The organism is Saccharothrix australiensis (assembly GCF_003634935.1).
Classification (GTDB): domain Bacteria; phylum Actinomycetota; class Actinomycetes; order Mycobacteriales; family Pseudonocardiaceae; genus Actinosynnema; species Actinosynnema australiense.
Genome location: NZ_RBXO01000001.1, coordinates 2673499 through 2699378 on the forward strand (window position 1 = coordinate 2673499; position 25880 = coordinate 2699378).

Genomic DNA, 25880 nt, shown 5'->3' on the forward strand with positions numbered 1-25880 from the left:
CGTCGTGTGAAGTTCACCGCTCACCGTCCAGCACCCCGGCCAACGCCCCCCACGGAGTTATCCTCGATTCCTAGACCCGAGGAGCGTGGTTGAGCCAGGACATCGAACCCGCCGCGACGACGCAGCCCGTGCCCGCACGGCCTCCGTCGGCCACCAGGCGCGTGCGCGCAAGACTCGCCCGACGGATCACCGCCCAGCGGGCAGCCCCGGTCAAGCAGGTGCTGGAACCGCTGGCCGCGGTCCACCGCGACCTCCACCCCAAGGCCGACCTGGCGCTGCTCCAACACGCCTACGACGTGGCCGAGGAGAAGCACCGGCCCCAGCGGCGCAAGTCCGGCGACCCCTACATCACGCACCCGCTCGCGGTGGCGACGATCCTGGCCGAGCTGGGCATGGACACGACCACCCTCGTGGCGGCGCTCCTGCACGACACCGTCGAGGACACCGACTACTCGTTGGACCAGCTGAAGGTCGACTTCGGCACCGAGGTGGCCCTCCTCGTGGACGGCGTCACCAAGCTGGACAAGGTCAAGCTGGGCGCGGCGGCCGAGGCGGAGACCATCCGCAAGATGGTCATCGCGATGGCCAAGGACCCGCGCGTGCTGGTCATCAAGCTGGCCGACCGCCTGCACAACATGCGGACGATGCGCTTCCTGCCGCCGGAGAAGCAGGCCCGCAAGGCGAGGGAGACGCTGGAGGTCCTGGCCCCGCTCGCCCACCGGCTCGGCATGGCCACGGTCAAGTGGGAGCTGGAGGACCTCGCCTTCGCGATCCTCCAGCCGAAGAAGTACGACGAGATCGTCCGCCTGGTGGCGAACCGCGCCCCGTCGCGGGACACCTACCTCAGCGGCGTGATCAACGAGCTGTCCGGGCAGCTGGAGGCCGCCCGGATCACGGCCAAGGTCGAGGGCAGGCCCAAGCACTACTACTCGATCCACCAGAAGATGATCGTGCGCGGCCGGGACTTCGACGACATCCACGACCTCGTGGGCGTGCGCATCCAGGTGGACGAGGTGCGCGACTGCTACGCGGCGATGGGCGTGGTGCACGCCCTGTGGCAGCCGATGCCGGGCCGGTTCAAGGACTACATCGCGCAGCCCCGGTTCGGGGTGTACCAGTCGCTGCACACCACGGTGATCGGCCCGGACGGCAAGCCGCTGGAAGTGCAGATCCGGACCTACGACATGCACCGCACGGCCGAGTACGGCATCGCGGCGCACTGGCGCTACAAGGAGACGCGCGGCACGCACAGCGGCAAGGGCGTCGAGGTCGACGAGATGGCGTGGATGCGCCAACTGCTGGACTGGCAGCGGGAGGCGGCCGACCCCGGCGAGTTCCTGGAGTCGCTGCGGTTCGACCTCGCCGCGCGCGAGATCTTCGTCTTCACCCCCAAGGGCGACGTGGTGACCCTGCCGACCGGGTCCACGCCGGTCGACTTCGCCTACGCCGTGCACACCGAGGTGGGGCACCGGTGCATCGGCGCACGCGTGAACGGCCGCCTCGTCGCGCTGGAGCGGAAGCTGGAGAACGGCGAGGTCATCGAGATCTTCACCTCCAAGGCGGAGGGCGCGGGGCCGTCGCGGGACTGGCTGTCGTTCGCCGCCTCGCCGCGGGCCAAGGCGAAGATCAAGCAGTGGTTCGCGAAGGAGCGCAAGGAAGAGGCGATCGAGGTCGGCAAGGACGCCATCGCCAAGGAGGTGCGCCGGGTCGGGCTGCCGTTGCAGCGCCTGGTGTCCGCCGACTCGATGGGCGCGCTGTCCAAGGAGCTGCACTACCCCGACGTGTCGTCGCTGTACGCGGCGGTGGGGGAGGGGCACACCTCCGCGCGGCACGTCGTGCAGCGGCTGGTGGCCCAGCTCGGCGGGGTCGACCACGCGGAGGAGGAGCTGGCGGAGCGCTCCACGCCGTCGACGGTGGCCCGGCGGCGGGTCACCGGTGACGCCGGGGTCATCGTCAAGGACGCCGCGGACGTGTGGGTCAAGCTCGCGCGGTGCTGCACGCCGGTTCCGGGCGACGACATCCTCGGGTTCGTCACGCGCGGGGGTGGTGTCTCGGTGCACCGCACCGACTGCACCAACGCCGACGAGCTGCTGAAGACGCCCGAGCGGCTGCTGGACGTGGAGTGGGCGCCCTCGTCGTCCTCGGTGTTCCTGGTCGCCATCCAGGTGGAGGCGCTGGACCGGCACCGGCTGCTGTCGGACGTGACGAAGGTGCTGGCGGACGAGAAGGTGAACATCCTCTCGGCGTCGGTGACGACGTCGCGGGATCGGGTCGCGGTCAGCCGGTTCTCCTTCGAGATGGGTGACCCCAAGCACCTCGGGCACGTGCTGAAGGCGGTGCGGAGCGTGGAAGGGGTGTATGACGTGTACCGGGTGACTTCTGCTTCTTGAGAATTCGGTGCGGCGCCGAAGGGTGTCGAAGCGATAAAAGCAAAAGCGGCGCTCGCCGCTGGGCAGGCCGCCGGGGAGGAAAAGCTCAAGGGCGTCGTGTTCTTCCCGTATGGCCTGTCGAAGACCACCACCGTTGTTCGGCCGGGTCAAGCGAAAAGCGTGCTTGACCTGGCCGAACAAGCGCGGTTGCCCTGCGGGCAGGCCACACGGGGAGAACACGAGGGCACGGGTCTGTGCGGGTTGCGCGTCCAATGGGCTGGGTGCACGTGCAATTGCGCGTGCGATCGGGTTTGTCGTCGTGGCGTCAGTGAAACGTCAGGCGTGGGTGGCAGGCTTCCTTTTGCCGGACGTGTGAGGGCGTCCAGTGGGGAAGACGAAGGGGCCCCGCACTCCTCTCCCGAGTGCGGGGCCCCTTCGCGTGCGTGCGCCGGGTCGGTCAGGCGACGCTGACCGATTCGAACTTCACTTCCTTGTTCGGCTTGCCGCCGCCCGGCGACGGGTCGAAGGAGCCGTCGTGGCCCGCTCGCGCGACCTCGTCGATCAGCTTCAGGCCGGCCTCGTCCACGCTGCCGAAGACCGTGTAGTTCGGTGGCAGCTGGGCGTCGCCGTAGACGATGAAGAACTGGCTGCCGTTGGTGCCCTTCTGGGTCTCCTTGTCGGTGCCCGAGTTCGCCATCGCCAGGTAGCCGCGGCCGTAGGTCAGCTCCGGCCAGACCTCGTCGTCGAAGGCGTAGCCGGGGCCGCCGCTGCCCGAGCCCGTCGGGTCGCCGCACTGGAGCATCTGGAGGCCCTCGGTGCCGATGCGGTGGCAGGCGGTGCCGTCGTAGTAGCCCTGCTTGGCCAGGCTGACGAAGCTGTTCACCGTGCACGGCGCGAGCGAGCGGTCCAGGGTGAGCTTCAGTTCGCCGACGTTGGACTTGATGGTGGCCGCCGCGGTGCCGTTCGACGGGATGCCGGACGCCTCGGGCGCCTTCGTGCCCTCCTTCGCCGAACCCTCCTTCGCCGGGCGGTACTCGCAGTTCACCGGGTCGGCGAGCGGGGTCGGCCGCTTGGGCAGGGCCTTGACCTCGGTCGGGATCTGGATCGGGGTGGGCGTCGTCGAGCTGCCCGCCGCGGCGTCGTCGCCGCCGCCGAAGTCGGTCGTCGCGATGAAGTACACACCGCCCGCGACCACGACCACGAGGGCCGCGGTCACGACCACGGCCAGGATCCGGCGCCGCTTCGCGCGCTCCGCCCTGCGGACGAGCTGGCGCTCCAGCTTCCGCTTGGCCTGCTCGCGGCGCTGCACGTTGGTCGGCACCTGCAACCTCCCTGTTCTCGCGTCGACCGGCGACGATCGGTCAGCAGTCTAGGGGGCTCGTATATGGCCGGCGTCAGGCGGATAGGCTGGTCCTGAGGTCCACAGGCACTTGTTGCCATTCCGTTGCCGACGAGAGGTGTCCGCGCGTGCTGGTGATCGGGTTCCCCACCGGCGCCCTCCAGGCCAACTGCTTCCTGCTGGCCCCGGAGGCGGGTGGGCCGTGCGTGGTGGTCGACCCCGGCCAGGACGCGGCCGAGCCGATCGCCGAGGCGCTGCGGGAGCACCGCTTGTCGCCGGTCGCCGTGCTGCTCACGCACGGTCACTTCGACCACGCCTTCTCCGTCGCGCCGGTCTGCGACGGCAACGACGTACCCGCGTGGATCCACCCCGACGACCGCGAGCTGCTGTCGGACCCGCTGAAGGGCATCAGCGCCGAGTCGCGCGCGTTCTTCGGCGGGAACCTGGAGATGCGCGAGCCGCGCGAGGTGCGCGAGCTGACCGACGCGGCCGAACTGGACCTGGCGGGGTTGCGGCTGACCGTCGACCACACACCGGGCCATACCGGCGGGTCGGTGATGTTCCGCGCCGGCACCGAGGAGGGCGGACGGCTCGTGCTGTCCGGCGACACCCTCTTCGCCGGCTCCATCGGACGCACCGACCTGCCGGGTGGCGACCACCGCGCGATGCTGACGTCACTGCGCACGAAGGTGTTGACGTTGCACGACGACACGGTGGTCCTGCCCGGCCACGGGCCCACGACGACCATCGGCCGTGAGCGCGTGAGCAACCCGTTCCTGCTGGAACTGGGCGACGACGCGCCCGCCGCACCGCACCGAGGACTGTAGAAACCGTGACCGCGTTCTCCGCGCCCAAGGGTGTTCCCGACTACTTCCCGCCCACCTCCGCCACGTTCCTGGCCGTCCGCGAGACCCTGGTGGACTCCGCGCGCCGCGCCGGGTACGGCTACGTCGAGCTGCCCGTCTTCGAGGACACCGCGCTGTTCGCGCGCGGCGTCGGCGAGTCCACCGACGTGGTCTCGAAGGAGATGTACACGTTCACCGACCGCGGCGGGCGGTCGATCACGCTGCGCCCCGAGGGCACGGCGGGCGTGATGCGGGCCGTCATCGAGCACGGCCTCGACCAGGGCCAGCTGCCGGTGAAGCTCGCCTACGCCGGCCAGTTCTTCCGCGCCGAGCAGCCCCAGGCGGGCCGCTACCGGCAGTTCCACCAGGTCGGCGTCGAGGCGATCGGCGTGGACGACCCGGCGCTGGACGCCGAGGTGATCGCGGTCGGCGACGAGGCGTTCCGCCGGATGGGCCTCACCGGCTACCGGCTGGAGCTGACGTCGCTGGGCGACTCGTCGGACCGGCCCGCGTACCGGGAGCGGCTCCAGGCGTTCCTGGCCGGGCTGCCGCTGGACGCCGAGACGCGCCGGCGGGCCGAGATCAACCCGCTGCGGGTGCTGGACGACAAGCGCCCCGAGGTGCGGGCGATGGTGGACGCCGCGCCGCTCATGCGCGACCACCTGTCCGACGCGTCGCGCGCCCACTACGAGCAGGTCAAGGGCTACCTGGACGACCTGGGCGTGAAGTACGTCGAGAACCCGCGGATGGTGCGCGGCCTGGACTACTACACCAAGACGTGCTTCGAGTTCGTCCACGACGGCCTGGGCGCGCAGTCCGCGATCGGCGGCGGCGGCCGGTACGACGGGCTGATGGAGCAGCTGGGCGGCCGGCCGCTGTCCGGGGTCGGGTTCGGCCTCGGCGTGGACCGGACCCTGCTGGCGTGCCAGGTGGAGGGCGTGCGGCCGGGTGACGTGTCGCGGTGCGACGTGTACGGCGTGCCGCTGGGCGAGGCCGCGAAGGCGCGGCTGGTGGCGCTGTCGGCGTCGCTGCGCGCGGCGGGCGTGCGGTTCGACCTCGCCTACGGCGGCAAGGGGCTCAAGGGCGCGATGAAGGGCGCCGACCGGTCCGGCGCGCGGTTCGCGCTGGTGCTGGGCGAGCGGGACATCGAGGCGGGCGTCGTGCAGCTCAAGGAGCTGGCGACCGGCGACCAGCGCGAGGTGCCGCTGGCGGACGTGCTGATCTCGGTGCGGGAGGCGTTGGGCCGGTGAGCGAGCGCATCCCCCTCGACCTGATGGAGCCGGCCGCGGTGCGCAAGCGCGCCCGGACGGTCGGCATCGGCGCGCTGATCGTGGCCGCCGCCTTCGGCGGGTTGCTGGGGCTGCTCGCGGGCCGCACGGCCGGCGTGGTGGCGGCGGCCGTGGTCGGTGTGCCGCTGCTGCTGCTGGCGTGGTCGGAGGCGCGGCGGCGGGTGTGGCTGGAGGGCCACGTCCTGTCCGTGCGCGCCTTCGGCACGCGTTCGGTGGACCTGCGCACCGCCGACCAGCTCGACCTGCTGGTGACCGACATGCGCGGCAGCCGCACGGTGGGGTTGTTCGTGCGCGGCGGCGGCAAGGCGATCAACCTGGCGCTGGCCGTCTACGCCGGTGTCGGCGGGCGCGAGCAGGGCGTGTTCGGGCTGCGGAAGCTGGCCGACGTGCTGGCCGGGCGCGGTGACGCGCCGGGGCTGGTGTTCTCCGAGCTGCTGGTCGCCCAGCTGCGGGCGGAGGCGCGGGGGCTGGCGGCGGCGGACCGGCCGCTGTACCAGCTCGGGTCGCTCGCGCCGTCGGGTCGGCTGGCGCAGAAGCTGAACCCGGACGCGATCTCGCGGTTCGTGTCGACGTTGGACTGACCACCGGGCGCGCCCGCCCGAGCCGCTGCGCGCGGGTGGGCCTGCCGGTCGTCGGGCCGTGCCGGGGTCGACCCGGTCGTGGCGTCCTCGCCGGGGGAGCCGCCCGCCGCGACCCGGTCGTCGGGGTGGGTCGGTTCAGTCGTCGGGCAGGCCCCACGTGCCCTTCGGCGGCTGCGGGGACTGGGTGGCGGTGGCGTCGGTCGTCGCGGGCGTACCGCCGATGAACCTGACCAGCGACTCGTCGTGCTCCACCCGACCGGGGAACGGGTCGCTCGCGGTGCGCCTGCTCAGGTCCGGCACGGGCAGCTCCACGTGCGAGCCGAGCAGGACGAAGTTGCCGAACCGCCGTCCCCGGAACACCGCGGGCTCGGCCACGACGCACACGTGCGGGAACACCGCCCGCACGGTCGCCGCCTGGGCCTTCGCGAACTTCAGCGCGCCGCCGTCGCCGATGTTCGCCGCGTAGATGCCGCCGCCGCGCAGGGTGCGCGCCGCGAGCGACACGAACTCGACCGACGTCAGGTGCGCCGGCGTGCGCGCGCCCGCGAACACGTCGGTCACCACCAGGTCGAACGTGTCCTCCGGCGCTTTCGCCAGCACCGCGCGGGCGTCGCCGTTGCGGATCTTCACCCGCCACGTGCGGTCCAGCGGGAGCAGGCCCCGGACCAGGTCGATCAGGGCGGCGTCGACCTCCACGACCTGCTGCGTCGACCGGGGGCGGGTGTCGGCGATGTACCGCGGCAGCGACAGCGCGCCGCCGCCCAGGTGCAGGGCGCGGATCGGTTCGTCGTCGGGCGCGACGAGGTCGGCGACGTGGGCGATCCGGCGGACGTACTCGAACTCCAGGTGCCGGGGGTCGTCCAGGTCCACGTGGGACTGCGGGGTGCCGTTGAGGTGCAGCGTCCACGCGCGCGGCACGTCCGGGTCGGGGACGAGTTCCGCGATGCCCGAGTCGACCTCCCTCGTGACGGTCTCGTCGGCCTTCCGGGTGCGTCCCACCCCCCGATTATCCCGGTGGCGTCCCGGTGCGTCCGCCCCGGTCGGTCCGGCGCGGTGCGGCGTCGGCCGGATCGGCGTGCCGCCGGTCGGGACGGCGCCACGGGCCCTTGGCCGGGTCGTACCCCGTGCGCAAATCCCCGGTCATCCGCGACCACTGCTCCGGGCGGTCGGCCTGCCGTTCGGCGGAGCGCCGCGCGGGGGGTTCGGCGGTCCGGTCGGCAGGGCGCTTCGCGGTGCGTTCGGCGGTGCGCGCGGTGGCGCGCCGGGTCGGCTGCGCGTCGGTGCCGTCGGTGTCGTCGGTGTCGTCGGTGTCGTCGGTGTCGTCGCGGGCGGCGCGGTCGGCGTGGTCCTCGGGCTCGTCGTGGTGCGCCGGCACGTCCTCCCGGCCGGCGACGAACGCGGCCAGCGCCGTGGTGATCGGCACGGCCGCCACCAGGCCGATGCTGCCGACGAGCGTGCGCACGACCTCCTGCGCCACCTGCTGCGCGGTCAGGATCTCGCCGAGGTCCCGGCCCGACAGCGAGAACGCCAGCAGCAGCGGGAGCGCCGTGCCCGCGTACGCCATGACCAGCGTGTTCACCACCGACGACAGGTGGTCGCGCCCGATCCGCGACCCGGCCGCGTACAGCTCGCGGAACCCGAGGGACGGGTTGGCGCGCCGCAGCTCCCACACCGCGCTGGTCTGGGTCACCGTCACGTCGTCCAGGACGCCCAGCGCGCCGATGATCGTGCCCGCGAGCAGCAGCCCGCGCGTGTCGACGTCGTGCCCGAGCAGCGACACCAGGTTCGCGGTGTCCTGGTCGAGGCCCGTGAGCTTGCCGAACGCCGTGAACGCCACGCCCAGCGCGCCGATCAGGGCGAGGCTCACCAGCGTGCCCAGCACCGCCGCGGACGTGCGCGCGGACACGCCGTGCGTCACGTACAGCACCACGAACATGATCAGCCCGGCGCCGACCACGGCGACGGTCACCGGGTCCTCGCCGGCGACGATCGAGGGCAGCACGAACAGCACCAGGATGGCGAAGCTCAGCGCGAGCGCGCCCAGCGCCGCCAGCCCGCGCCACCGCCCGAGCAGCAGCACGGCCGCGATGAACAGCACCGCCAGCAGCAGCATCGGCGCGCCGCGCTGGAAGTCGGCGAGCTGGTAGGAGTGGCTCGCCGCCGGGTCGCCGCCGCCGAAGGACAGGACCACCGCGTCGCCCACCGCGAACGACGGGGAGGACGCCTGGTCCGGCACGGGCACCCGCACTTCGCGCCCGGCCGCCGCGCCGTCGCTCATCCGCACCGTGACCAGCACGCACCCGGACTGGCCCGGCTGGTCGGCGTCCGGTCCGCACCCGCCGCGCGCCACGGCCGTCACGTCGCCGCGCACGGGGACCTGCGTGAGGCCGGCGTCCGCGCCGGTGGGCTGGTCGTGCCCGAACGGGTACAGCAGCAGCGCGCCCACCACGGTGGCCAGCACCAGCGGCAGCAGCAGGACCAGGAGCAGCTTGCGCACCGGCGCGGAGGCGGGCCCGGTGGGGTGCCCGTGCCCGTGCCCATGCCCGTGGCCGTGCGCGGTGATCAGGTCCTTGGCTCGCACCAGCACATACTGCCCGATCGCGGGTGGTGGCGGGTCCGGTTCGCGGCCCCGGCGGCCCGCCCGTCCCCGATCATCCACAGTGGAGGGTCCCGCGCGCGGGCGTCGGACGTCGCCGTCGGCGCGGGGTGGGGCGGATACCGCTGGGTGTCCGATAATCGGACACTTCGGTGCGTATTTCGGGCCGGCTCTTCATCCCGCCGTGCGCCGGTGCCACAGTGCCTGGCGTGACGAACTGGACTCCCACCCACGGCCAGGACTTCGACCCGGTGCCCTACCGGCCCGAACGGATGCCGGTCGAGCGGTCCCTGCGCGCGGCGGCCGAGCTGCGCGCGCGCATGGCCGAGCGCCGCACGGTCCGCATGTTCTCCCCCGACCCCGTGCCGACGCAGGTGGTGCTGGACGCGATCGCCGTCGCCTCGACCGCGCCCAGCGGGGCGCACCAGCAGCCGTGGACCTTCGTCCGGGTGGTCGACGCCGAGGTGCGCAAGGCGATCCGGGCCGCCGCCGAGCACGAGGAGCGCATCTCCTACGGCGGCAGGCTGGGCGACGAGTGGCTGGAGGCGCTGCGCCCGCTGGGCACCGACGACGTCAAGCCGCACCTCACCGACGCGCCGGAGCTGGTCGTCGTGTTCCAGCAGCGGTTCTACCTGGAGCCGGACGGCAGCAGCCGCAAGCACTACTACGTCGACGAGTCGGTGGGCATCGCGGTCGGGATGCTGCTCACGGCCCTGCACCTCGCGGGGCTCGCGGCGTTGACGCACACGCCGTCGCCGATGAAGTTCCTCGGCGAGGTGCTGGGCCGGCCGCGCAACGAGAAGGCGTTCGCGGTGATCCCGATCGGCTACCCGGCGGACGACTGCGTGGTGCCCAACCTGGTCCGCAAGACGCTGGACCAGGTGCTGGTCACCATCTGACCCCGGTGCCGGCGCGCCGCCGGTCGCCACCCGGTCCGGCGTCGACCGCCTGCCGGGGCGCCGACCGGGTGCGCCGGGCCGCGTGGCGGCGACCCGGTGGCGCCGTGCTCGCCCTCGACCGTCCACAGGGGACTGTCGGTGTCCCCGATCGGTCGAATGCCGTGGGGTGACGGGCTTCCGGCCGGTGTGGCGGCGGGCGTGCCAGGGTACCCGTGGAGCGCCGAGGTGCGCCGTGGGTTGTCGCGACAACGTCGTCGTGCCGGTGCTCTCGGCCCCGCCACCGCGGTCGGGGCCGGCGCCGGCCGGTCCCGACCGCCCCCGCCGCCCTCCGGCCCGATGTCACCGCCGCCCTCCGGATCGGCCGGCGCGTGAGGCCGGTCACGCCGGCGTCGCGGGTGGCGCGTGCCGGCGGTAGCGCAGGTCCGGCGGGATGGCACGGCGTTTTCCCACAGTGAGGATCGCCGTGATCCGCGCGCCCGGTCAGGCGTACAACGGAACGTGGATCACATCGGGGGTGATCCACGGCCGGGTCGCGCCGGTGTGCTGTGGACGACCTGGAGGCCCTCGTCCGCGCGGGGACCGCCGGTCGCGAACAGCACCAGGAAGGCGATGTTGTTGAGGATGCCGATCGGCCGGTCCCAGGGGTTCCGCCTGGTCCCCGGTCACACGTGCCGCGCGTCGGCGTCGGAACCCGGCACGGCGCTCCGTCCCGTCGGTACGGCGGTGGGAAGCGCCACGGTCGCCGCGTTTGACGATCATTCGAACGCGTGTTCGAATGAGGTCATGCGATGGGACGGGCAGAAGGACGCGGCGGATCGACAGCAGGTCCTGCCGGGTTTGCCGGGACTGGTCCGCAGCGTGCGGACCCCGGAGTTCTCCGACGTCGTGTTCCACGAGGTGCGCGCCAAGTCCGTGCTCAACCGGGTCACCGGCGGGCGGTTGCCGTTCGAGTGGACGGTCAACCCGTACCGGGGCTGCACGCACGGCTGCACCTACTGCCTGGCCGGTGACACGCCCGTCCTGCTGGCCGACGGCCGCACCAAGCCGATCGCGGAACTCTCCGTCGGGGAGGAGGTGTTCGGCACCCGTGAAGGCCGCTACGTCGTCACGCGCGTGAAGGCGCACTGGACGACCGTCAAACCCGCCTACCGGCTGACGCTGGAGGACGGCACGCAGGTCGTCGCGAGCGGCGACCACCGGTTCCTCACCACCGACGGCTGGAAGCACCTCGCGCCGGGCCGCTGCGCCGACTTCGAGGAGCGCCCGTTCCTGGCGAGGGGCGTGCGGCTGGTCGGCACGGGCCGGTTCGCCGCACCACCCACCGGGAACGACGACTACCAGCGCGGCTACCTGTGGGGCGTGGTGCGCGGCGGGCTCCCCGGCGACCCGGACGTGCGCGCGCGGGCGCAGGAGTACGCCAAGGGCCCGATCCCGCGCGAGAGCGACCTGGTCGAGTGGCCGACGACGCCCGGCGAGGACTGGTCGAAGGGCTTCCTGGCGGGGTTGTTCGACTCGCGCGGCACGGCCACCGGCGGCGAGCTGGTGCTGTCCAGTTCGGACAGCGTGGTGTTCGAGGCGGCGGTGCTGGCGTTGCTGCGCCTGCGGATACCGCACGTGGTCGAGGTGCGCGGGGTGCGGATCACCGGCGGGCTCGCCGAGAAGCTGCGCTTCCTGCACCTGACGGGCCCGGTGGTGGCGCGCGGCAACGCGGTGGAGGGCGCGGCGGTGCCGTCCACCGGGAAGCTCGGCGTCGTGTCGGTGGAAGCGCTCGGCGTCACGCGGACGCTGTACGACATCACCACCGGCACCGGCGACTTCATCGCGAACGGCCTGGTCAGCCACAACTGCTTCGCCCGCAACACCCACACCTACCTCGACCTCGACGCCGGGCGCGACTTCGACTCCCAGGTCGTGGTGAAGGTCAACGCGGTGGAGGTGCTGACGGCGCAGCTGAAGTCCCGGCGGTGGCGGCGCGAGCACGTCGCGATGGGCACCAACACCGACCCGTACCAGCGGGCCGAGGGCCGGTACGCGCTGATGCCGGGCATCATCCGGGCGTTGGCGGACTCGGGCACGCCCTTCTCCGTGCTGACCAAGGGGACCGTGCTGGCGCGGGACATCCCGCTGCTGCGCGAGGCGGCGGCGCGGGTGCCGGTGGGCGTGGGCGTGTCGATCGCCCTGCTGGACCGGGAGTTGCAGGCGCGGCTGGAGCCGGGCACGCCGAGCCCGCGGGCGCGGCTGGACCTGGTGCGCCGGGTCCGCGAGGCCGGGTTGCCGTGCGGGGTGTTCGTCGCGCCCGTGCTGCCGGGGCTGACCGACTCGGTGGACCGGCTGGACGAGCTGCTGGGTGGGATCGCGGCGGCGGGGGCGTCCGGGGTGACCGTGCTGCCCCTGCACCTGCGGCCGGGCGCGCGGGAGTGGTTCGGGCGGTGGCTGGTGCGGGAGCGGCCGGACCTGGTCGAGGAGTACCGCGAGCTGTACGCGCGCGGGGCGTACGTGGACGCGCGGTACCGCCGTCGACTGGCCGCGCGGATCGAGCCGCTGCTGCGGCGGCACGGGCTGGACACGAGGCGCGGCCTGGACCGGTCGGGTGCGGACGACGACGCGGTGTGGCCGGAGGGCAGCCTGCCCGGCGTGGCGGAGAACGCGCGCGTGGTCGACCAGGAGCAACTGACCCTGCTCTGACACCACCCGTCCCGACGCTGCTTCCGATCGCGCGGGACGGAAGCCTTTCAGCTTTTGAAGCAACGGGACCGCAGCAGGGTGAGCACGGGCTCAACGCGCTCGAAGCTCGGAGCTGGAACGGATGGGGGATCGGCGCGGCGGATTCGTGCTCAGGCGAGGGGGTGGTCCAGTTGCGTGGCGTTCCCGACGACCGTCCAGGACTTGCGAGCCTTCCGGGCGCGTGGAGTCCGTGGTTCCCTGGCTGTGGTGGCGTTGCGTAGAAAATCTGATGGGCTTCAGTCCTGGGGGTAGGGGTGTCGTGCTCCTGTGGCCCCCGGTTCGTGGTCCCCGGTTCGGGGCTTTGCGGTTCTTGGTTTTGGAGCAGCGGGACCACGGCAGGGTGAGCATGGAGTGCGCGTGCCTGGAAGGTTGCCGGGTCTTGGACGGTCGTCGGGGACGCTACGCAGAATGACCACCCCCTCGCCTGGATACGAATCCGCCGTTCGGATCTCCCGTCTGTTCGGCCAGCAGTGACCGCGACCCAGGCGCGTTGAGTTCGTGGTCCCTCTGCTGTGGCCCGTTGCTCCGTAACCGGCCAGGCACGAGTAGGCGGCGACAGCGGGGGGAATCGGCACCTCGGTCGTCCTTGCCATGCATCGTGGGCATGGCGACCTGGATCACAATCGACTGCCGTACGTCGTACGGTACAATGTACGGCATGAGTGCTGTGCCGGGTAGTGGTGCTGGGTTCGTACCGACCGACGAGGACGTGGCGGGCGTCCTGGAGTGGTTCGCGCAGTGGGACGCCTTGGCGGTCGCCAAGGACGTCGAAGCGATGGCCGGGATGGCGTTGTTCCCGGTCAACGCCGTGACCGACGGGTCGGCCGAGTCGTGGGACCGGGCCCGGTTCCTCACCGACATGGCCGCCCAGCTCGGTGACGGTGACGGTGACGTGCAGATGGAGTCCGTGCGGACGCCGATCTTCCTCAACGCCGGCCTGGTGTTCGTCGTCACCGACGCGACCATCACGGTGGGCGAGTACTCGCAGGTGGTGCGGTACGGCGACCTCCTGGTGAAGGTCGACGGGAAGTGGCTGTTCCAGACGATGGTGCAGGGCGGCTGGTAGTCGGGTGCCCGGTCCGCGTCACTAACAATCAGTCTTGACTGTTTGTTAGTGACGCGGAACACTCGGCGCGTGGCCACCGGGACGAGGCAGCGCCAGGCCGACCGCAGTCGTTCGACGCGGCGCAGGCTCCTGGTGGCGACCGTCGAGTGCCTCGTCGAGCTGGGCTGGTCGGGCACGACGACCACGGTGGTCGCCGAGCGCGCGGGCGTGTCCCGAGGCGCGCAGCTCCACCACTTCCGCACGCGCGGCGAACTCGTCGCGGCGGCGGTCGAGCACCTCGGCGCGGAGAGCGTGCTCCACCTGAAGGAACGGGCCGCGCGGCTGGCCGGGGAGCCGCCGGCGGAACGCATACCGGCGGTGGTCGAGCTGATCGCCGACTTCTACGCCAGCGACCTGTTCACCGCCGCCCTGGAGCTGTGGGTCGCCGCGCGCACCGACGCCGACCTCAAGACCGTCGTCGTGCCGCTGGAGGCGCGCCTGGGCCGGGAGACCCACCGCCTCGCGGTGGAACTGCTGGCCGCCGACGAGGCCAAGCCCGGTGTCCGGGAGGCCGTGCAGATCACGCTGGACCTCGTGCGCGGCCTGGCGTTGGCCAACCAGCTCACCGACGACGGCAAGCGGCGCGCGCGGCTCGTCCGGCACTGGGCGCGGATGCTGGAGGCCGCCCTGTGATCACCGACCTGATGGCAGACCTGCGCGCGGAGAGCGCAGCGCTGGACGACCTCGTCGCGCCGCTGGACGACTGGGCCGTGCCCACGCCCGCGGCGGGGTGGACGATCGCGCACCAGATCGGCCACCTGCGCTGGACCGACCGGGTCGCCGTGCTCGCCGCGACCGAACCGGCCGCGTTCGCCGCCCTGCTCGCGACGGCACCGCCGGACCTGGTGGACCGGGGCGCGGCGGAGCCCGTGACGCTCGGGCAGTGGCGCGCCGGGCGGGTGGCGTTGGAGCGGGCGCTGCTCGCCGTGCCGCCGGGCGTGAAGGTGCCCTGGTTCGGGCCGCCGATGAGCCCGACCAGCATGGTGACCGCTCGGCTGATGGAGACGTGGGCGCACGGCCAGGACGTGGCCGACGCGCTCGGCGTGACCCGTGCGCCGACCGCGCGGCTCAAGCACGTGGCGCACATCGCCGTGCGGGCGTTCGGGTACGCGTTCCTGGTCAACGGCTTGGCTGCGCCGGCCGAACCGGTGCGCGTCGAGCTGACCGGTCCCGGTGGCGAGCCGTGGGCGTGGGGTCCGGTGGACGCCGCGAACCGGATCACCGGACCGGCGCTGGACTTCTGCCTGCTGGCGACCCGGCGGCGGCACCGGGACGACCTGGCGGTGACGGCGGTCGGCGAGGTGGCCGAGGCGTGGGTGCCGATCGCGCAGGCGTTCGCCGGGCCGCCCGGACCGGCGCGCGGCCGGGGCGCGGGTCCGGCGGAGTCGGCGGTTGGTCGGGCCGCGGGTGGCGCGGGTTCGGCGGAACCGGGCGACAAGCGGGGCGCGGGTGGGCGCTCGTGATCCGCATCGGCAACGCGTCCGGCTTCTACGGCGACCGGTTCTCGGCCGTCCGCGACATGCTGGAGGGCGGCGGGCTCGACGTCCTGACCGGCGACTACCTGGCCGAGCTGACCATGCTCATCCTCGGCCGCGACCGGGCGCGCGACCCGGACCTCGGGTACGCCCGGACGTTCCTGCGGCAGCTGGAGGAGTCCCTCGGCCTGGCGCTTGACCGCGGCGTGCGGATCGTGTCCAACGCGGGCGGCCTCAACCCGGCCGGGCTCGCGGCGGCGATCGACCGGCTCGGGCTGGGCGCGAAGGTCGCCCACGTGATCGGCGACGACGTGCGGGACCGGTTCCCGGACGCGTTGACCGCCAACGCCTACCTCGGCGCGTGGGGCATCGCCGAGGCCCTGTCGGCCGGCGCGGACGTCGTGGTCACCGGCCGGGTCACCGACGCGTCGCTGGTGGTCGGGCCGGCCGCCGCCCACTTCGGGTGGGCGCGCGACGACTGGTCCGCGCTGGCCGGCGCGACCGTCGCCGGGCACGTGCTCGAATGCGGCACGCAGGCGACCGGCGGGAACCACCCCTTCTTCACCGGGATCGACGCCGTGCGGCCGGGTTTCCCGATCGCCGAGGTCGACGCGGACGGCTCGGCGCTGATCACCAAGCAGGCCGGCACGGGCGGCGCGGTCACCGTCGACACCGTCACCGCGCAACTGCTGTACGAGATCGGCGACCCCGCCTACCCCGGACCGGACGTGGTGAGCCACTTCGACACGATCCGCCTGGCGCCGCACCCGCGCGGGGTGCGGATCTCCGGTGTCCGGGGCAGCGCGCCGCCGGAGACCCTGAAGGTGTGCCTGAACCACCTGGGCGGCTTCCGCAACGCGACCACGTTCGTCCTGTGTGGACTCGACGTCGAGGAGAAGGCCGCGCTGGTGCGCCGCCAGGTGGAGGACGCGATCGGCGGTGAGGGCCTGACGTGGGCGCTGGCCCGCACCGACCACGTCGACGCGGACACCGAGGAGACCGCGAGCGCGTTGCTGCACGCCGTCGTCAAGACCGCCGACCCGGCGCGGGCCAAGGCTTTCTCCCGCGCGGTCGTCGAACTGGCGCTGGGGTCCTACCCCGGTTTCCACGTGACCGCGCCGCCCGGTGACGGCACCCCGTTCGGGATCTGCCGGTCGGCGTACGTGCACCGGGAGTCCGTGGCGCACCAGGTGGTCCTGCCGGACGGGAAGGTGGTCGACGTATGAAGGTCCCGCTGGGCGCGATCGCCGGCGCGCGGTCCGGTGACAAGGGCGGCGACGCCAACGTGGGCGTGTGGGTGCGCACCGACGAGCAGTACGCCTGGCTGGTGGCGGAGCTGACCGTCGCGCGGCTCAAGGAGCTGCTGCCCGAGGCGGGCGCGGTGGACCGGTACGAGCTGCCGAACCTGCGCGCGCTGAACTTCGTGCTGCACGGCCTGCTCGGCGACGGCGTTGCCGCGTCCACCCGGTTCGACCCGCAGGCCAAGGCGTTGGGGGAGTGGCTGCGCTCGCGCCACGTCGAGGTGCCGGAGGCCCTGCTGTGACGGCGTCGCCCGGCGGCGCGGGCACCGGCCCCGCGGCGGTCCCGTCCGACGTGCCGGGCACCGGCCCCGCGACGGTCCCGTCCGATGTCGCGGGCACCGAACCCGCGACGGGCCCGTCCGACCTGCCGGGGGCCGGTGCCGCGACGGCGCCCTTCGACACCCCGGAGCGCCTCGACCTCCGGGCGACCGTGCGGAGGTTCACCGAGCGGGAGGTCGTGCCGCACCTGGCGGACTGGGAGCGCGCGGGCCGGCTGCCGCGCGAGCTGCACCGCGCGGCCGCGCGGATCGGCCTGCTGGGCATCGGTTTCCCCGAGCGCGTCGGCGGCGCGGGCGACCTGCTGGACACCGTGGTGCTGACCGAGGAGCTGATCCAGGCGGGCGGCTCGTCCGGCCTGGTCGCCGGGCTCCTCACGCACGGGATCGCGGTGCCGCACATCGTGGACGCCGGTGGCGACGACCTGGTCGACCGGTTCGTCCGGCCCGCGCTCGCCGGTGAGCTGATCGGCGCGCTGGCGGTCACCGAGCCCGGCGGCGGGTCGGACGTCGCGGCGTTGCGCACCACCGCGCGCCGGGAGGGCGACCACTACGTCGTCAACGGCGCCAAGGCGTTCATCACCTCCGGCGAGCGCGCGGACTTCGTGACCGCGGCGGTGCGCACGGGCGGGCCCGGCCACCGGGGGATCAGCCTGCTGGTGGTGGAGCGGGGCACGCCCGGCTTCGCCGTCGACCGGCGGCTGGACAAGATGGGCTGGCACTGCTCGGACACCGCCGACCTGTCCTTCGTGGACGTCCGGGTCCCGGTGGCGAACCTGGTCGGCGCGGAGAACGCCGGGTTCGGGCTCATCATGCGCCGGTTCCAGGTGGAGCGCGTGTCGCTCGCGGTGCAGGCGTACGCCACCGCGCAGCGGTGCCTCGACCTCGCGATCGACCACGCGCGGCGGCGCGAGACGTTCGGCCGGCCGCTGATCGGCCGCCAGGTGGTGCGGCACAAGCTGGTCGAGATGGCGCAGCGCGTCGACCTCGCCCGCGTCTACACCCGCGAGGTCGCCGTGCGCGTGGCCCGCGGCGAGGAGTGCGTGGCGCAGGTGTGCTTCGCCAAGAACGCCGCCGTGGAGGCGTGCTCGGCCGTCGTCGACGCCGCGGTGCAGCTGCACGGCGGCGCGGGCTACCTGCGCGACAGCGAGGTGGAGCGGCACTACCGGGACGCCCGCGTCCTGGGCATCGGCGGCGGCGCGACCGAGGTGATGGTGGAACTGGCCGCGAAACGATTGGGGTTCACCGCATGACCGTGCTGCGCACCGCGCTGGACACCCGGTCCGCCGAGTACCGCGAGAACCGGGCGGCGCTGCTGGACAAGCTGGCCGAGCTGGACGCCGAGCACGCCAAGGCCCTGGCGGGCGGTGGCCCGCGGGCCGTCGAGCGGCACCGGGGGCGCGGCAAGCTGACCGCGCGCGAGCGGGTCGAGCTGCTGGTCGACCAGGACGGGCCCTTCCTGGAGCTGTCGCCGCTGGCCGCGTGGGGCACGGACTACCCGGTGGGCGCGAGCGTCGTGACCGGCATCGGGGTGGTGGAGGGCGTCGAGTGCGTGGTCGTCGCCAACGACCCGACCGTGCGCGGTGGCGCGAGCAACCCGTGGACGCTGCGCAAGACGTTCCGGGCCGACGACATCGCGGCTCGGAACCGGCTGCCGCTGATCAGCCTGGTCGAGTCCGGCGGCGCGGACCTGACCGGCCAGAGCGAGGTCTTCATCCCCGGCGGGCGGGCGTTCCGCGACCTCACGCGGCTGTCCGCCGCCGGGATACCCACGATCAGCGCGGTGTTCGGCAACGCCACCGCGGGCGGCGCGTACGTGCCGGGCATGTCCGACCAGGTGATCATGGTCGACCGGCGCGCCAAGGTGTTCCTCGGCGGGCCTCCGCTGGTGCGGATGGCGACCGGGGAGGAGGCCGACGACGAATCCCTCGGCGGCGCGCGGATGCACGGCACCACGTCCGGCCTGGCGGACTTCGTCGCCGCCGACGAGGTCGACGCCCTCCGCCTCACCCGCCGGGCCGTGGCCAGGCTGAACCGGCGCAAGCACGGGCCGCCGCCGAAGGAGCCCGAGCCGCCGCGGCACGACGAGGAGGAGCTGCTCGGCCTGGTGCCGACGGACCCGCGCGTCCCGTTCGACCCGCGCGAGGTCCTCGCGCGGATCGTGGACGGCTCGCGGTTCGACGAGTTCAAGCCCGACTACGGCGGCAGCCTGGTCACCGGCTGGGCCGACCTGCACGGCTACCCGATCGGCGTCCTGGCCAACGCGCGCGGCGTGCTGTTCAGCGAGGAGGCGCAGAAGGCCGCGCAGTTCATCCAGCTCGCCAACTCCGCCGACACCCCGCTGCTGTTCCTCCAGAACACCACCGGCTACATGGTCGGCGCGCGGTACGAGCAGGGCGGCATCATCAAGCACGGCGCCATGATGATCAACGCCGTGGCGAACAGCGCGGTGCCGCACCTGACCGTCGTCATGGGCGCCTCCTACGGCGCGGGCAACTACGGCATGTGCGGCCGGGCCTACGACCCGCGCTTCCTGTTCACCTGGCCGAACGCCAGGTCCGCCGTGATGGGGCCGGCGCAGCTCGCGGGCGTGCTGTCGATCGTGGCGCGGCAGGCCGCCGCCGCGAAGGGCCGCGAGTACGACGAGGAGCACGACACCGCGCTGCGGCGGGCGGTCGAGGAGCAGGTCGAGCAGCAGTCGCTCCCGGCGTTCCTGTCCGGGCGGCTCTACGACGACGGCGTGATCGACCCGCGCGACACCCGCACCGTGCTCGGGCTGTGCCTGTCCGCCGTCCACGGCGGACCGGTCAAGGGCGCCACCGGCTACGGCGTCTTCCGGATGTGAGGGCCGCCGTGATCGGGAAGCTGTTGATCGCCAACCGGGGCGAGATCGCCCGCCGGATCACCCGCACCTGCCGCGACCTCGGCATCAGCCCGGTCGCCGTGTTCTCCGACCCGGACGCCGACGCGCCGCACGTGCGCGAGGCCGACGCGGCGGTGCGCCTGCCGGGCGCCACGCCCGCCGAGACCTACCTGCGGGTCGACGCGCTGGTGGCCGCCGCGACCGCGGCCGGCGCGGACGCCGTGCACCCCGGCTACGGCTTCCTGTCGGAGAACGCCGACTTCGCGCGCGCCGTGCTGGACGCCGGGCTCACCTGGGTCGGCCCCGACCCGGAGGCCATCGCGGTGATGGGCTCGAAGGTGGCGGCGAAGCGGCGGATGGCCGCGGCCGGCGTACCCGTGCTGCCCGACCTGGACCCGGTGTCCGCGACCCGGTTCCCGCTGCTGGTCAAGGCGTCCGCCGGCGGGGGCGGGCGCGGGATGCGCGTGGTGCGGTCGCGGGACGACCTCGCCGCGCAGGTCGCCGCCGCCCGCCGGGAGGCCGAGTCGGCGTTCGGCGACGGCACCGTGTTCTGCGAACCGCTGCTGGAGGACGTGCGGCACGTCGAGGTGCAGGTGCTCGCCGACGCGCACGGCACGGTGTGGGCGCTGGGCGAGCGGGAGTGCTCCGTCCAGCGGCGGCACCAGAAGGTCATCGAGGAGACGCCGAGCCCGGCCGTGCGGCCCGAGGCGCGGCACCGGCTCTTCGACGCCGCCACCAGGGCGGCGCGGGCCATCGGGTACGTCGGCGCGGGCACCGTCGAGTTCCTGTTCACCGACGACCAGCGCTTCCACTTCCTGGAGGTCAACACCCGGCTCCAGGTCGAGCACCCGGTCACCGAGGAGGTGTTCGGCGTCGACCTGGTGGCGTGGCAGCTCGCGATCGCCGAGGGCGAGCGGCTGCCCGAGCACCCGCCGGAACCGCGCGGCCACGCCGTCGAGGCCCGGCTGTGCGCCGAGGACCCCGCGCACGACTGGCGGCCCTCCACCGGCACGCTGCACCGCTTCCGCGTGCCCGACGGCGTGCGGGTCGACAGCGGCGTGGCGGACGGCAGCGTCGTCGGCGTGCACTACGACCCGCTGCTGGCCAAGGTGATCGCGTGGGCGCCGACGAGGCGGGCCGCGATCCGCAAGCTGGCGACCGCGTTGGACCGGACGGCCGTCCACGGGTTGGTCACCAACCGGGAACTCCTCGTCCGCGCGTTGCGCCATCCGGCCTTCGCCGCCGGGGACACCCACACCGGGTTCCTCGACCGGCACGGCCTGCTCGCGCCGCCGGAAGTGGACGTGCGGCCCGCGGCGCTGGCCGGTGCGCTGGCGTTGGCCGAAATTCGTCGGACGAACCTACCGCTGGGCTGGCGCAATCTTCCGTCACAACCCCAGAAAACAGTGTTCGAATTCGACGGCGAAACGGTGGAAGTCGCCTACCGGCACACCCGCGGCGGCGTGGTCGCCGATCCCGGCACGCGGGTCGTGTCGACCGCGCGCGACGAAGTGGTGCTGGAGCGCGCCGGCGTCCGCACGGCGTTCCCCGTCGCGGTGCACGGCGACCTGGTGGTCGTGGCCGGGCTGGCGTTCACGCTGGTGCCGCGCTTCCCGGAGCCGCGCGCCGCGGTCGCCGCGGGCGCGACCGTCGCCCCGGTGCCCGGCACCGTGGTCCGCGTGTCGGTCGAACCGGGCAGCGTCGTCGAGGCGGGCGCGGAGCTGCTCGTGCTGGAGGCGATGAAGATGGAGCACCGGGTGCTCGCCGCGACCGGCGGCACGGTCGTCGAGGTGCTCGTCCGACCGGGGCGGCAGGTCGCCGCGGGCGACGTGCTCGCGGTGGTGGAGGAGGCCCGGACGTGACCGACTTCGTGGAGAGCGCCGAGCGGCGGGCGCTGCGGGCGGCCGTCGCCGACCTGGCCGCCGGGTACGGGCCGGAGTACTTCACGGCCAAGGCGCGGGCCGGGGAGAAGACCGACGAGCTGTGGGCCGACGCCGGCCGCCTCGGCTACCTCGGCGTGGCCGTGCCGGAGGAGTACGGCGGCGGTGGCGGCGGGATCGGCGACCTCGCGGCGGTGTGCGAGGAGCTGGCCGCCGCGGGGTGCCCCCTGCTGCTGATGGTGGTGTCGCCGGCCATCTGCGCGACCGTCATCGCCCGGTTCGGCACGGACGCGCAGCGGCGGCGCTGGCTGCCCGGCTTCGCCACCGGCGCGGTGAAGATGGGGTTCGCCATCACCGAGCCCGACGCCGGCTCGAACGCGCACCGGATCACCACCGCCGTCCGCCGCGACGGCGACGAGTGGGTGCTGTCCGGCGGCAAGCACTACATCTCCGGCGTGGACGAGGTGGCGGCCGTGCTCGTCGTGGCCAGGCACGTCGACCGCGTCGGGCGGCGGCTGCTGCCGTCGCTGGTGGTCGTGCCGACCGACGCGCCCGGCTTCGCCCACCACCACATCCCGATGGAGGTCGTGTCGCCGGAGAAGCAGTTCACCTGCTTCTTCGACGACGTGCGCCTGCCGTCCGACGCGCTGGTGGGCGCCGAGGACGCCGGGTTGGCCCAGCTGTTCGCCGGGCTCAACCCGGAACGGATCATGGCGGCGTCGCTGGCGACCGGCATGGCCCGCCGCGCCCTCGACCAGGCGACCGCCTACGCCCGGAGCCGCACCGTCTGGGACACCCCGATCGGCGCGCACCAGGGCGTGGCGCACCCGCTGGCGCAGTGCGCGATCCAGGTCGAACTCGCTCGGCTGATGACCCAGAAGGCCGCGGCTCTCTACGACGCTGGAGAAGACCGGGCTGCGGGGGAGGCGGCCAACATGGCCAAGTACGCGGCGGGGGAGGCGGTCGCGGCGACGGTGGACCAGGCCATCCAGGTGCACGGTGGCAACGGGTTGTCCTCCGAGTACGGACTCGGGGCGCTGCTCGCCGCGTCCAGGTTGTCCCGGATCGCGCCGGTCAGCCGCGAGATGATCCTCAACTTCGTGGCGCAGCACACGCTGGGGCTGCCGCGCTCCTACTGATCCGGGCCGACCGGGTCAGGCCCACTGCCAGCGCAGGCCCACCACACCCGGACCGAAGTCCAGGGCGACGGCGTACGCGTAGCCCCAGGTGTCCACGGGGGTCTCGCGCGCGTCGACGGGCTCGCCGCCGGCCAGGTCGGACGTGAACTGCTCGCAGCGCACCGGCCGGCACCGCGAGTCGTACCGCACTTCCAGCACGTACTCCCGCACCGGGTGCCGGAACCGGCGCGAGTAGGTGTTGTCGTAGGTCGGGTGGTGGGGCGCGACGTGGATCAGCTCGTACTCCACCGCGGTGCGCTCACCCCTGCGCAGCGGACGGTCGAACAGCAGCTCGGCGATCATCAGACCGTTGCGCGGGTCGGCGGAAACCCGCCCCAGTCTGCACGAGCGCAGCGTGCCGATCACCGGCAGCGGGTCGCCCGGCAGGCGGGTGTCGTAGCCGAGCAGCACCCGGTCCACCCCGGCCCGCTCGGCCCGCAGCACCTGCCGCGACCGCACCCGGCGCGTGCTGCCGTCCATCGCCAGCTCGACCTGGTCCCGCAGGCTCAGCCGGGTCAGGTCCTGGTCGGTGCTCGTGTCGACGTCGGCGAGCAGCTCGGCCATCGACTCGTAGTCGCCCGCCGCCGCCCACCCCTCCGGGCCGGTCAGCCGCACCCGCGGCCGCGCCTTGCCGCGCGGGCGCGGCGGGCCGAGCAGCGTGCTCAACCCTCCCTCGCCGACCTCCAGGATCTCTTCGAGGTGGCCGACTGCGGTCAGTGAGTCGGGCCGTTCCGGACGGCGTCGCCCCGACTGCCAATAGCTCAGCGCGGCGATGCTCACCGCCACGCCGCGTGACCGCAGCTTGTGCTGGATGCGTTCCAGGCTCAGCCCTTTCGCCCGGATCGCCGATCGCAATGCGTCCGCGAAGGGGTCCGCTCCGGCGTCGATACGTCGGTGATCGCGTACCCGCGATTCCGGTCCGACGACTGGCGTTGGCATCTTCGCTCCGTTCTCCCGAGGACAAGGCGAGCGACGTTATCGTGGGAAATCACTCCGACGGTACAGCCGATCGGGTTTCCCGACGTGAATTTAACCGAATCGGCGGCCAAAATCCGGTCGGTCGTGGAATGTTTGAATTCTCATTAACAGCAGTGGTGTGAAGGACGGCCGGGGCAGACGTCCCACCGCCGCTGGGACGTCTGGTCGCTTCCCGGTACCCGAACCGCCGCATAGCCTCGACAGACGTGGGGTGACGTGGGGCACACCCCGCGGTCGCGGTGCCGGTCCCGGTCGCCGACCGGGCGCAGGCCGCTCTCGGGGAAGAACGGACAGCCAGTATGCACGGGTTCAGATGGGACGTCGTAGCGGCCGACGGAGTGGTGCGGCCCGACCCGGTCGTACCAGTCGTGCGGGAGGGCGCGGGCACGCTCCGCTCCGGTACCGGCCCCGCCGTGAACGCGATCGGCCGCCCCGGCACGCCGAACGATTTATCCACGGTGCGTTCGAACTCGCGCCCGCCGCGGTTCGGCGGTGTCCGCGACGGCTATTTCGCCTCAGCGTTGAAAGGGTTCCCCGGTGGGATGTCCGGGGTGCCGGCGCGCGGATCGCGGTCGACCACGCAGAGCGACGCCCCGCCGGCCGGGCGGGGGCCGCCGGCTGCCGTCCGCCGTGGTGCGGCCTCGCGGGTCGACCGGCGGCGCGTCCGTCGGGGGACCGGGACACCCCTCACTGCGGCGGCGGGTTCCACCACTCGGCCGACGCCGCTCCGGTTGCGATCGGTCCCGTGACCAGCGATGGAACGATCGGTGCAGTTGTGACCAGTACAGCCGGTACCCGCGCAGGATTGGTCGGTACAGCCGTGACCACCACGGCGAAGACCCGTACAGCCACGACGGGGTCCACCGCGACCCCGGTCCGACGCCGTGGCACCGACGCACGCCGATGTGCGCCCACGCCGGAAGTCCCGGCCCGATGAAGGAAAGCCGATGCGCAAGCTCTTACCCGTCTTGGCCGTCTTCATGCTCGCCACCGCGCTCACCGGCGCGGTCATGACCACCACGCGGGCCCGCGCCGAAGGTGCGGTCCGGTACGCGAACTCGCCGCGCGCGGTGCCCGGCAGTTACCTCGTCAAGCTCAAGGACGGCGCGGGGTCCGCGCCTCCCGCCGGTCTGGCCGCCTCAGTGGTGCGGACGTATTCCGGGCCGTTCAAGGGCTTCGCGGCGCGGATGGCGGAGCGGGAGGCCCGCCGGCTCGCCGCCGACCCGGCGGTGGAGTACGTCGAGCAGGACCAGGTCGTGCGGGCCGCCGCCGCCACCGGGACCGCCGCCCCCGGAACCGTCGCCACCGGGACCGCCGCCCCCGGAACTGCCGCCACCGGGACGGCCGTGCCGTGGGGCCTGGACCGGATCGACCAGCGGCAACTGCCGCTCGACGGCGCCTACCGCCACGCGTCGACCGGCGAGGGCGTGACGGTCTACGTGGTCGACACCGGTGTCCGGGTGACGCACCAGGAGTTCGGCGGTCGCGCCTTCCACGCGTGGGACGCGGTCGACGGCGACGCCGTGGCGCAGGACGACAACGGGCACGGCACGTACGTCGCGGGCGTCGTCGCCGGCCGGGTCCACGGCGCGGCCGAGGGCGCGCGGGTCGGCGCGGTGCGGGTGCTCGACGGTCGGGGCAGCGGGACCACCGCCGGCGTCGTCGCGGGCGTCGACTGGGTGACCCGCAACGCGCGCAAGCCCGCCGTGGCCACCTTCAGCCTCGGCGGCGGGCCGTCGACCGCGCTGGACGACGCGGTGCGCTCGATGATCCGGTCCGGGGTGAGCGCTTCGGTGGCGTCGGGCAGCAGCGGCAGCGGCACGGTCGACAGCTCGCCCGCGCGCGTCGCCGAGGCCGTCGTGTCCGGCGCGTCGACGCGGACCGACGAGCGCGCGCCGTTCTCCAACCACGGCCCCGGCGTCGACCTGTTCGCGCCGGGGATCGACGTCACGGCCGCCTGGCACGCCGACGACACCGCGCTCCGGACGCTGACCGGCACGTCCGCGCCGTCCGGGTTCACCGGCGGCGTCGCGGCGCGCCTCCTCCAGGCCGACCCGGCGGCGAGCCCGGCGCGGGTGCACGCGGAACTCGCGTCCGAGGCGACCCCGCTGCCCGGGGGCCGGCTCCTGTACTGGTCGCCCACCAGGTGACCGGGGGCGCGCGGGGGTCGCGCGCCGTTCCTC

18 protein-coding genes and 1 pseudogene are annotated in these 25880 nt (G+C 73.5%); 15 read left to right on the forward strand and 4 right to left on the reverse strand.

Going from position 1 to position 25880, the window contains the following annotated elements:
• The first annotated feature begins 89 nt into the window (after window positions 1–89).
• Entirely contained in the window at window positions 90–2390 is a 2301-nt protein-coding gene (locus tag C8E97_RS12455) for a RelA/SpoT family protein (protein WP_121004860.1), read from the forward strand.
• Window positions 2391–2826: 436 nt separating this feature from the next.
• On the opposite strand, the gene C8E97_RS12460 is transcribed toward C8E97_RS12455, so the two are convergent.
• Window positions 2827–3690: a peptidylprolyl isomerase gene (locus tag C8E97_RS12460; RefSeq protein WP_121011383.1), complete on the reverse strand. Its 864-nt coding sequence runs from the start codon at window positions 3688–3690 to the stop codon at window positions 2827–2829.
• Window positions 3691–3836: 146 nt separating this feature from the next.
• Between C8E97_RS12460 and C8E97_RS12465 the strand changes: the two genes are divergently transcribed.
• From C8E97_RS12465 to C8E97_RS12475, 3 genes are read left to right on the forward strand one after another with little or no spacing between them, the layout of a single operon-like run.
• The gene (locus tag C8E97_RS12465; RefSeq protein ID WP_121004863.1) at window positions 3837–4535 is read left to right on the forward strand and encodes an MBL fold metallo-hydrolase; all 699 of its coding nucleotides are present in this window, start codon (window positions 3837–3839) and stop codon (window positions 4533–4535) included.
• 5 nt (window positions 4536–4540) lie between these two features.
• Window positions 4541–5803, forward strand: coding sequence for a histidine--tRNA ligase (gene hisS / locus C8E97_RS12470; protein WP_121004866.1), 1263 nt, complete (start codon window positions 4541–4543; stop codon window positions 5801–5803).
• Between the two features lie 23 nt (window positions 5804–5826).
• Window positions 5827–6423 (forward strand): hypothetical protein, encoded by a 597-nt coding sequence (locus C8E97_RS12475; RefSeq protein WP_121011386.1) that lies wholly within the window; start codon window positions 5827–5829, stop codon window positions 6421–6423.
• A 135-nt stretch (window positions 6424–6558) separates the two neighbouring features.
• Here the strand turns inward: C8E97_RS12475 and C8E97_RS12480 are convergent, their stop codons facing one another.
• The gene (locus tag C8E97_RS12480) at window positions 6559–7422 is read right to left on the reverse strand and encodes a spermidine synthase (RefSeq protein ID WP_121004869.1); all 864 of its coding nucleotides are present in this window, start codon (window positions 7420–7422) and stop codon (window positions 6559–6561) included.
• Window positions 7423–7429: 7 nt separating this feature from the next.
• Complete coding sequence (locus tag C8E97_RS12485) at window positions 7430–9004, reverse strand: YibE/F family protein (protein ID WP_342776212.1); 1575 nt, start codon at window positions 9002–9004, stop codon at window positions 7430–7432.
• A 287-nt stretch (window positions 9005–9291) separates the two neighbouring features.
• Here C8E97_RS12485 and C8E97_RS12490 point away from each other — a divergent pair, with 287 nt between their 5' ends.
• The 10 genes and pseudogenes from C8E97_RS12490 to C8E97_RS12540 all read left to right on the forward strand — a co-directional run bounded on the left by C8E97_RS12490 (window position 9292) and on the right by C8E97_RS12540 (window position 22680).
• Entirely contained in the window at window positions 9292–9918 is a 627-nt protein-coding gene (locus C8E97_RS12490; protein WP_246019359.1) for a nitroreductase family protein, read from the forward strand.
• 783 nt (window positions 9919–10701) lie between these two features.
• Window positions 10702–12603, forward strand: coding sequence for an intein-containing Rv2578c family radical SAM protein (locus C8E97_RS12500; RefSeq protein WP_121004875.1), 1902 nt, complete (start codon window positions 10702–10704; stop codon window positions 12601–12603).
• Between the two features lie 697 nt (window positions 12604–13300).
• A complete protein-coding gene (locus C8E97_RS12505) occupies window positions 13301–13708 on the forward strand; it encodes a nuclear transport factor 2 family protein (RefSeq protein WP_121011392.1) in 408 nt (135 codons plus the stop codon).
• A 69-nt stretch (window positions 13709–13777) separates the two neighbouring features.
• A complete protein-coding gene (locus C8E97_RS12510; RefSeq protein WP_121004878.1) occupies window positions 13778–14380 on the forward strand; it encodes a TetR/AcrR family transcriptional regulator in 603 nt (200 codons plus the stop codon).
• 11 nt (window positions 14381–14391) lie between these two features.
• A complete protein-coding gene (locus C8E97_RS12515; protein WP_121011395.1) occupies window positions 14392–15210 on the forward strand; it encodes a TIGR03084 family metal-binding protein in 819 nt (272 codons plus the stop codon).
• Window positions 15207–16765 (forward strand): annotated as a pseudogene (locus tag C8E97_RS12520) (acyclic terpene utilization AtuA family protein). Before C8E97_RS12515 ends, C8E97_RS12520 begins: the two are co-directional and overlap by 4 nt.
• Before the next feature lie 122 nt (window positions 16766–16887).
• Window positions 16888–18051: an acyl-CoA dehydrogenase family protein gene (locus C8E97_RS12525; protein WP_121011398.1), complete on the forward strand. Its 1164-nt coding sequence runs from the start codon at window positions 16888–16890 to the stop codon at window positions 18049–18051.
• Window positions 18048–19643, forward strand: coding sequence for an acyl-CoA carboxylase subunit beta (locus C8E97_RS12530; RefSeq protein WP_121004881.1), 1596 nt, complete (start codon window positions 18048–18050; stop codon window positions 19641–19643). Before C8E97_RS12525 ends, C8E97_RS12530 begins: the two co-directional genes overlap by 4 nt.
• Window positions 19644–19651: 8 nt before the next feature.
• The gene (locus C8E97_RS12535; protein ID WP_121011401.1) at window positions 19652–21523 is read left to right on the forward strand and encodes an acetyl/propionyl/methylcrotonyl-CoA carboxylase subunit alpha; all 1872 of its coding nucleotides are present in this window, start codon (window positions 19652–19654) and stop codon (window positions 21521–21523) included.
• Window positions 21520–22680 (forward strand): acyl-CoA dehydrogenase family protein, encoded by a 1161-nt coding sequence (locus tag C8E97_RS12540; protein ID WP_121004884.1) that lies wholly within the window; start codon window positions 21520–21522, stop codon window positions 22678–22680. Before C8E97_RS12535 ends, C8E97_RS12540 begins: the two co-directional genes overlap by 4 nt.
• Before the next feature lie 15 nt (window positions 22681–22695).
• Here C8E97_RS12540 and C8E97_RS12545 read toward each other — a convergent pair whose 3' ends face one another.
• A complete protein-coding gene (locus C8E97_RS12545) occupies window positions 22696–23505 on the reverse strand; it encodes a hypothetical protein (RefSeq protein ID WP_246018839.1) in 810 nt (269 codons plus the stop codon).
• Window positions 23506–24644: 1139 nt separating this feature from the next.
• Here C8E97_RS12545 and C8E97_RS12550 point away from each other — a divergent pair.
• Window positions 24645–25847 carry a S8 family peptidase gene (locus C8E97_RS12550; protein ID WP_211346993.1) on the forward strand — a complete coding sequence of 401 codons (1203 nt, stop codon included), beginning with the start codon at window positions 24645–24647 and terminating at the stop codon, window positions 25845–25847.
• The last annotated feature ends 33 nt before the right edge of the window (window positions 25848–25880 follow it).

Coding starts and splice junctions, on each gene's coding strand:
- C8E97_RS12505 (WP_121011392.1), top strand. CDS start 13,301: ATGAGTGCTGTGCCGGGTAGTGGTGCTGGGTTCGTACCGACCGACGAG.
- C8E97_RS12550 (WP_211346993.1), top strand. CDS start 24,645: ATGCGCAAGCTCTTACCCGTCTTGGCCGTCTTCATGCTCGCCACCGCG.
- C8E97_RS12490 (WP_246019359.1), top strand. CDS start 9,292: ATGCCGGTCGAGCGGTCCCTGCGCGCGGCGGCCGAGCTGCGCGCGCGC.
- C8E97_RS12515 (WP_121011395.1), top strand. CDS start 14,392: ATGGCAGACCTGCGCGCGGAGAGCGCAGCGCTGGACGACCTCGTCGCG.
- C8E97_RS12530 (WP_121004881.1), top strand. CDS start 18,048: ATGACCGTGCTGCGCACCGCGCTGGACACCCGGTCCGCCGAGTACCGC.
- C8E97_RS12475 (WP_121011386.1), top strand. CDS start 5,827: ATGGAGCCGGCCGCGGTGCGCAAGCGCGCCCGGACGGTCGGCATCGGC.
- C8E97_RS12500 (WP_121004875.1), top strand. CDS start 10,702: ATGCGATGGGACGGGCAGAAGGACGCGGCGGATCGACAGCAGGTCCTG.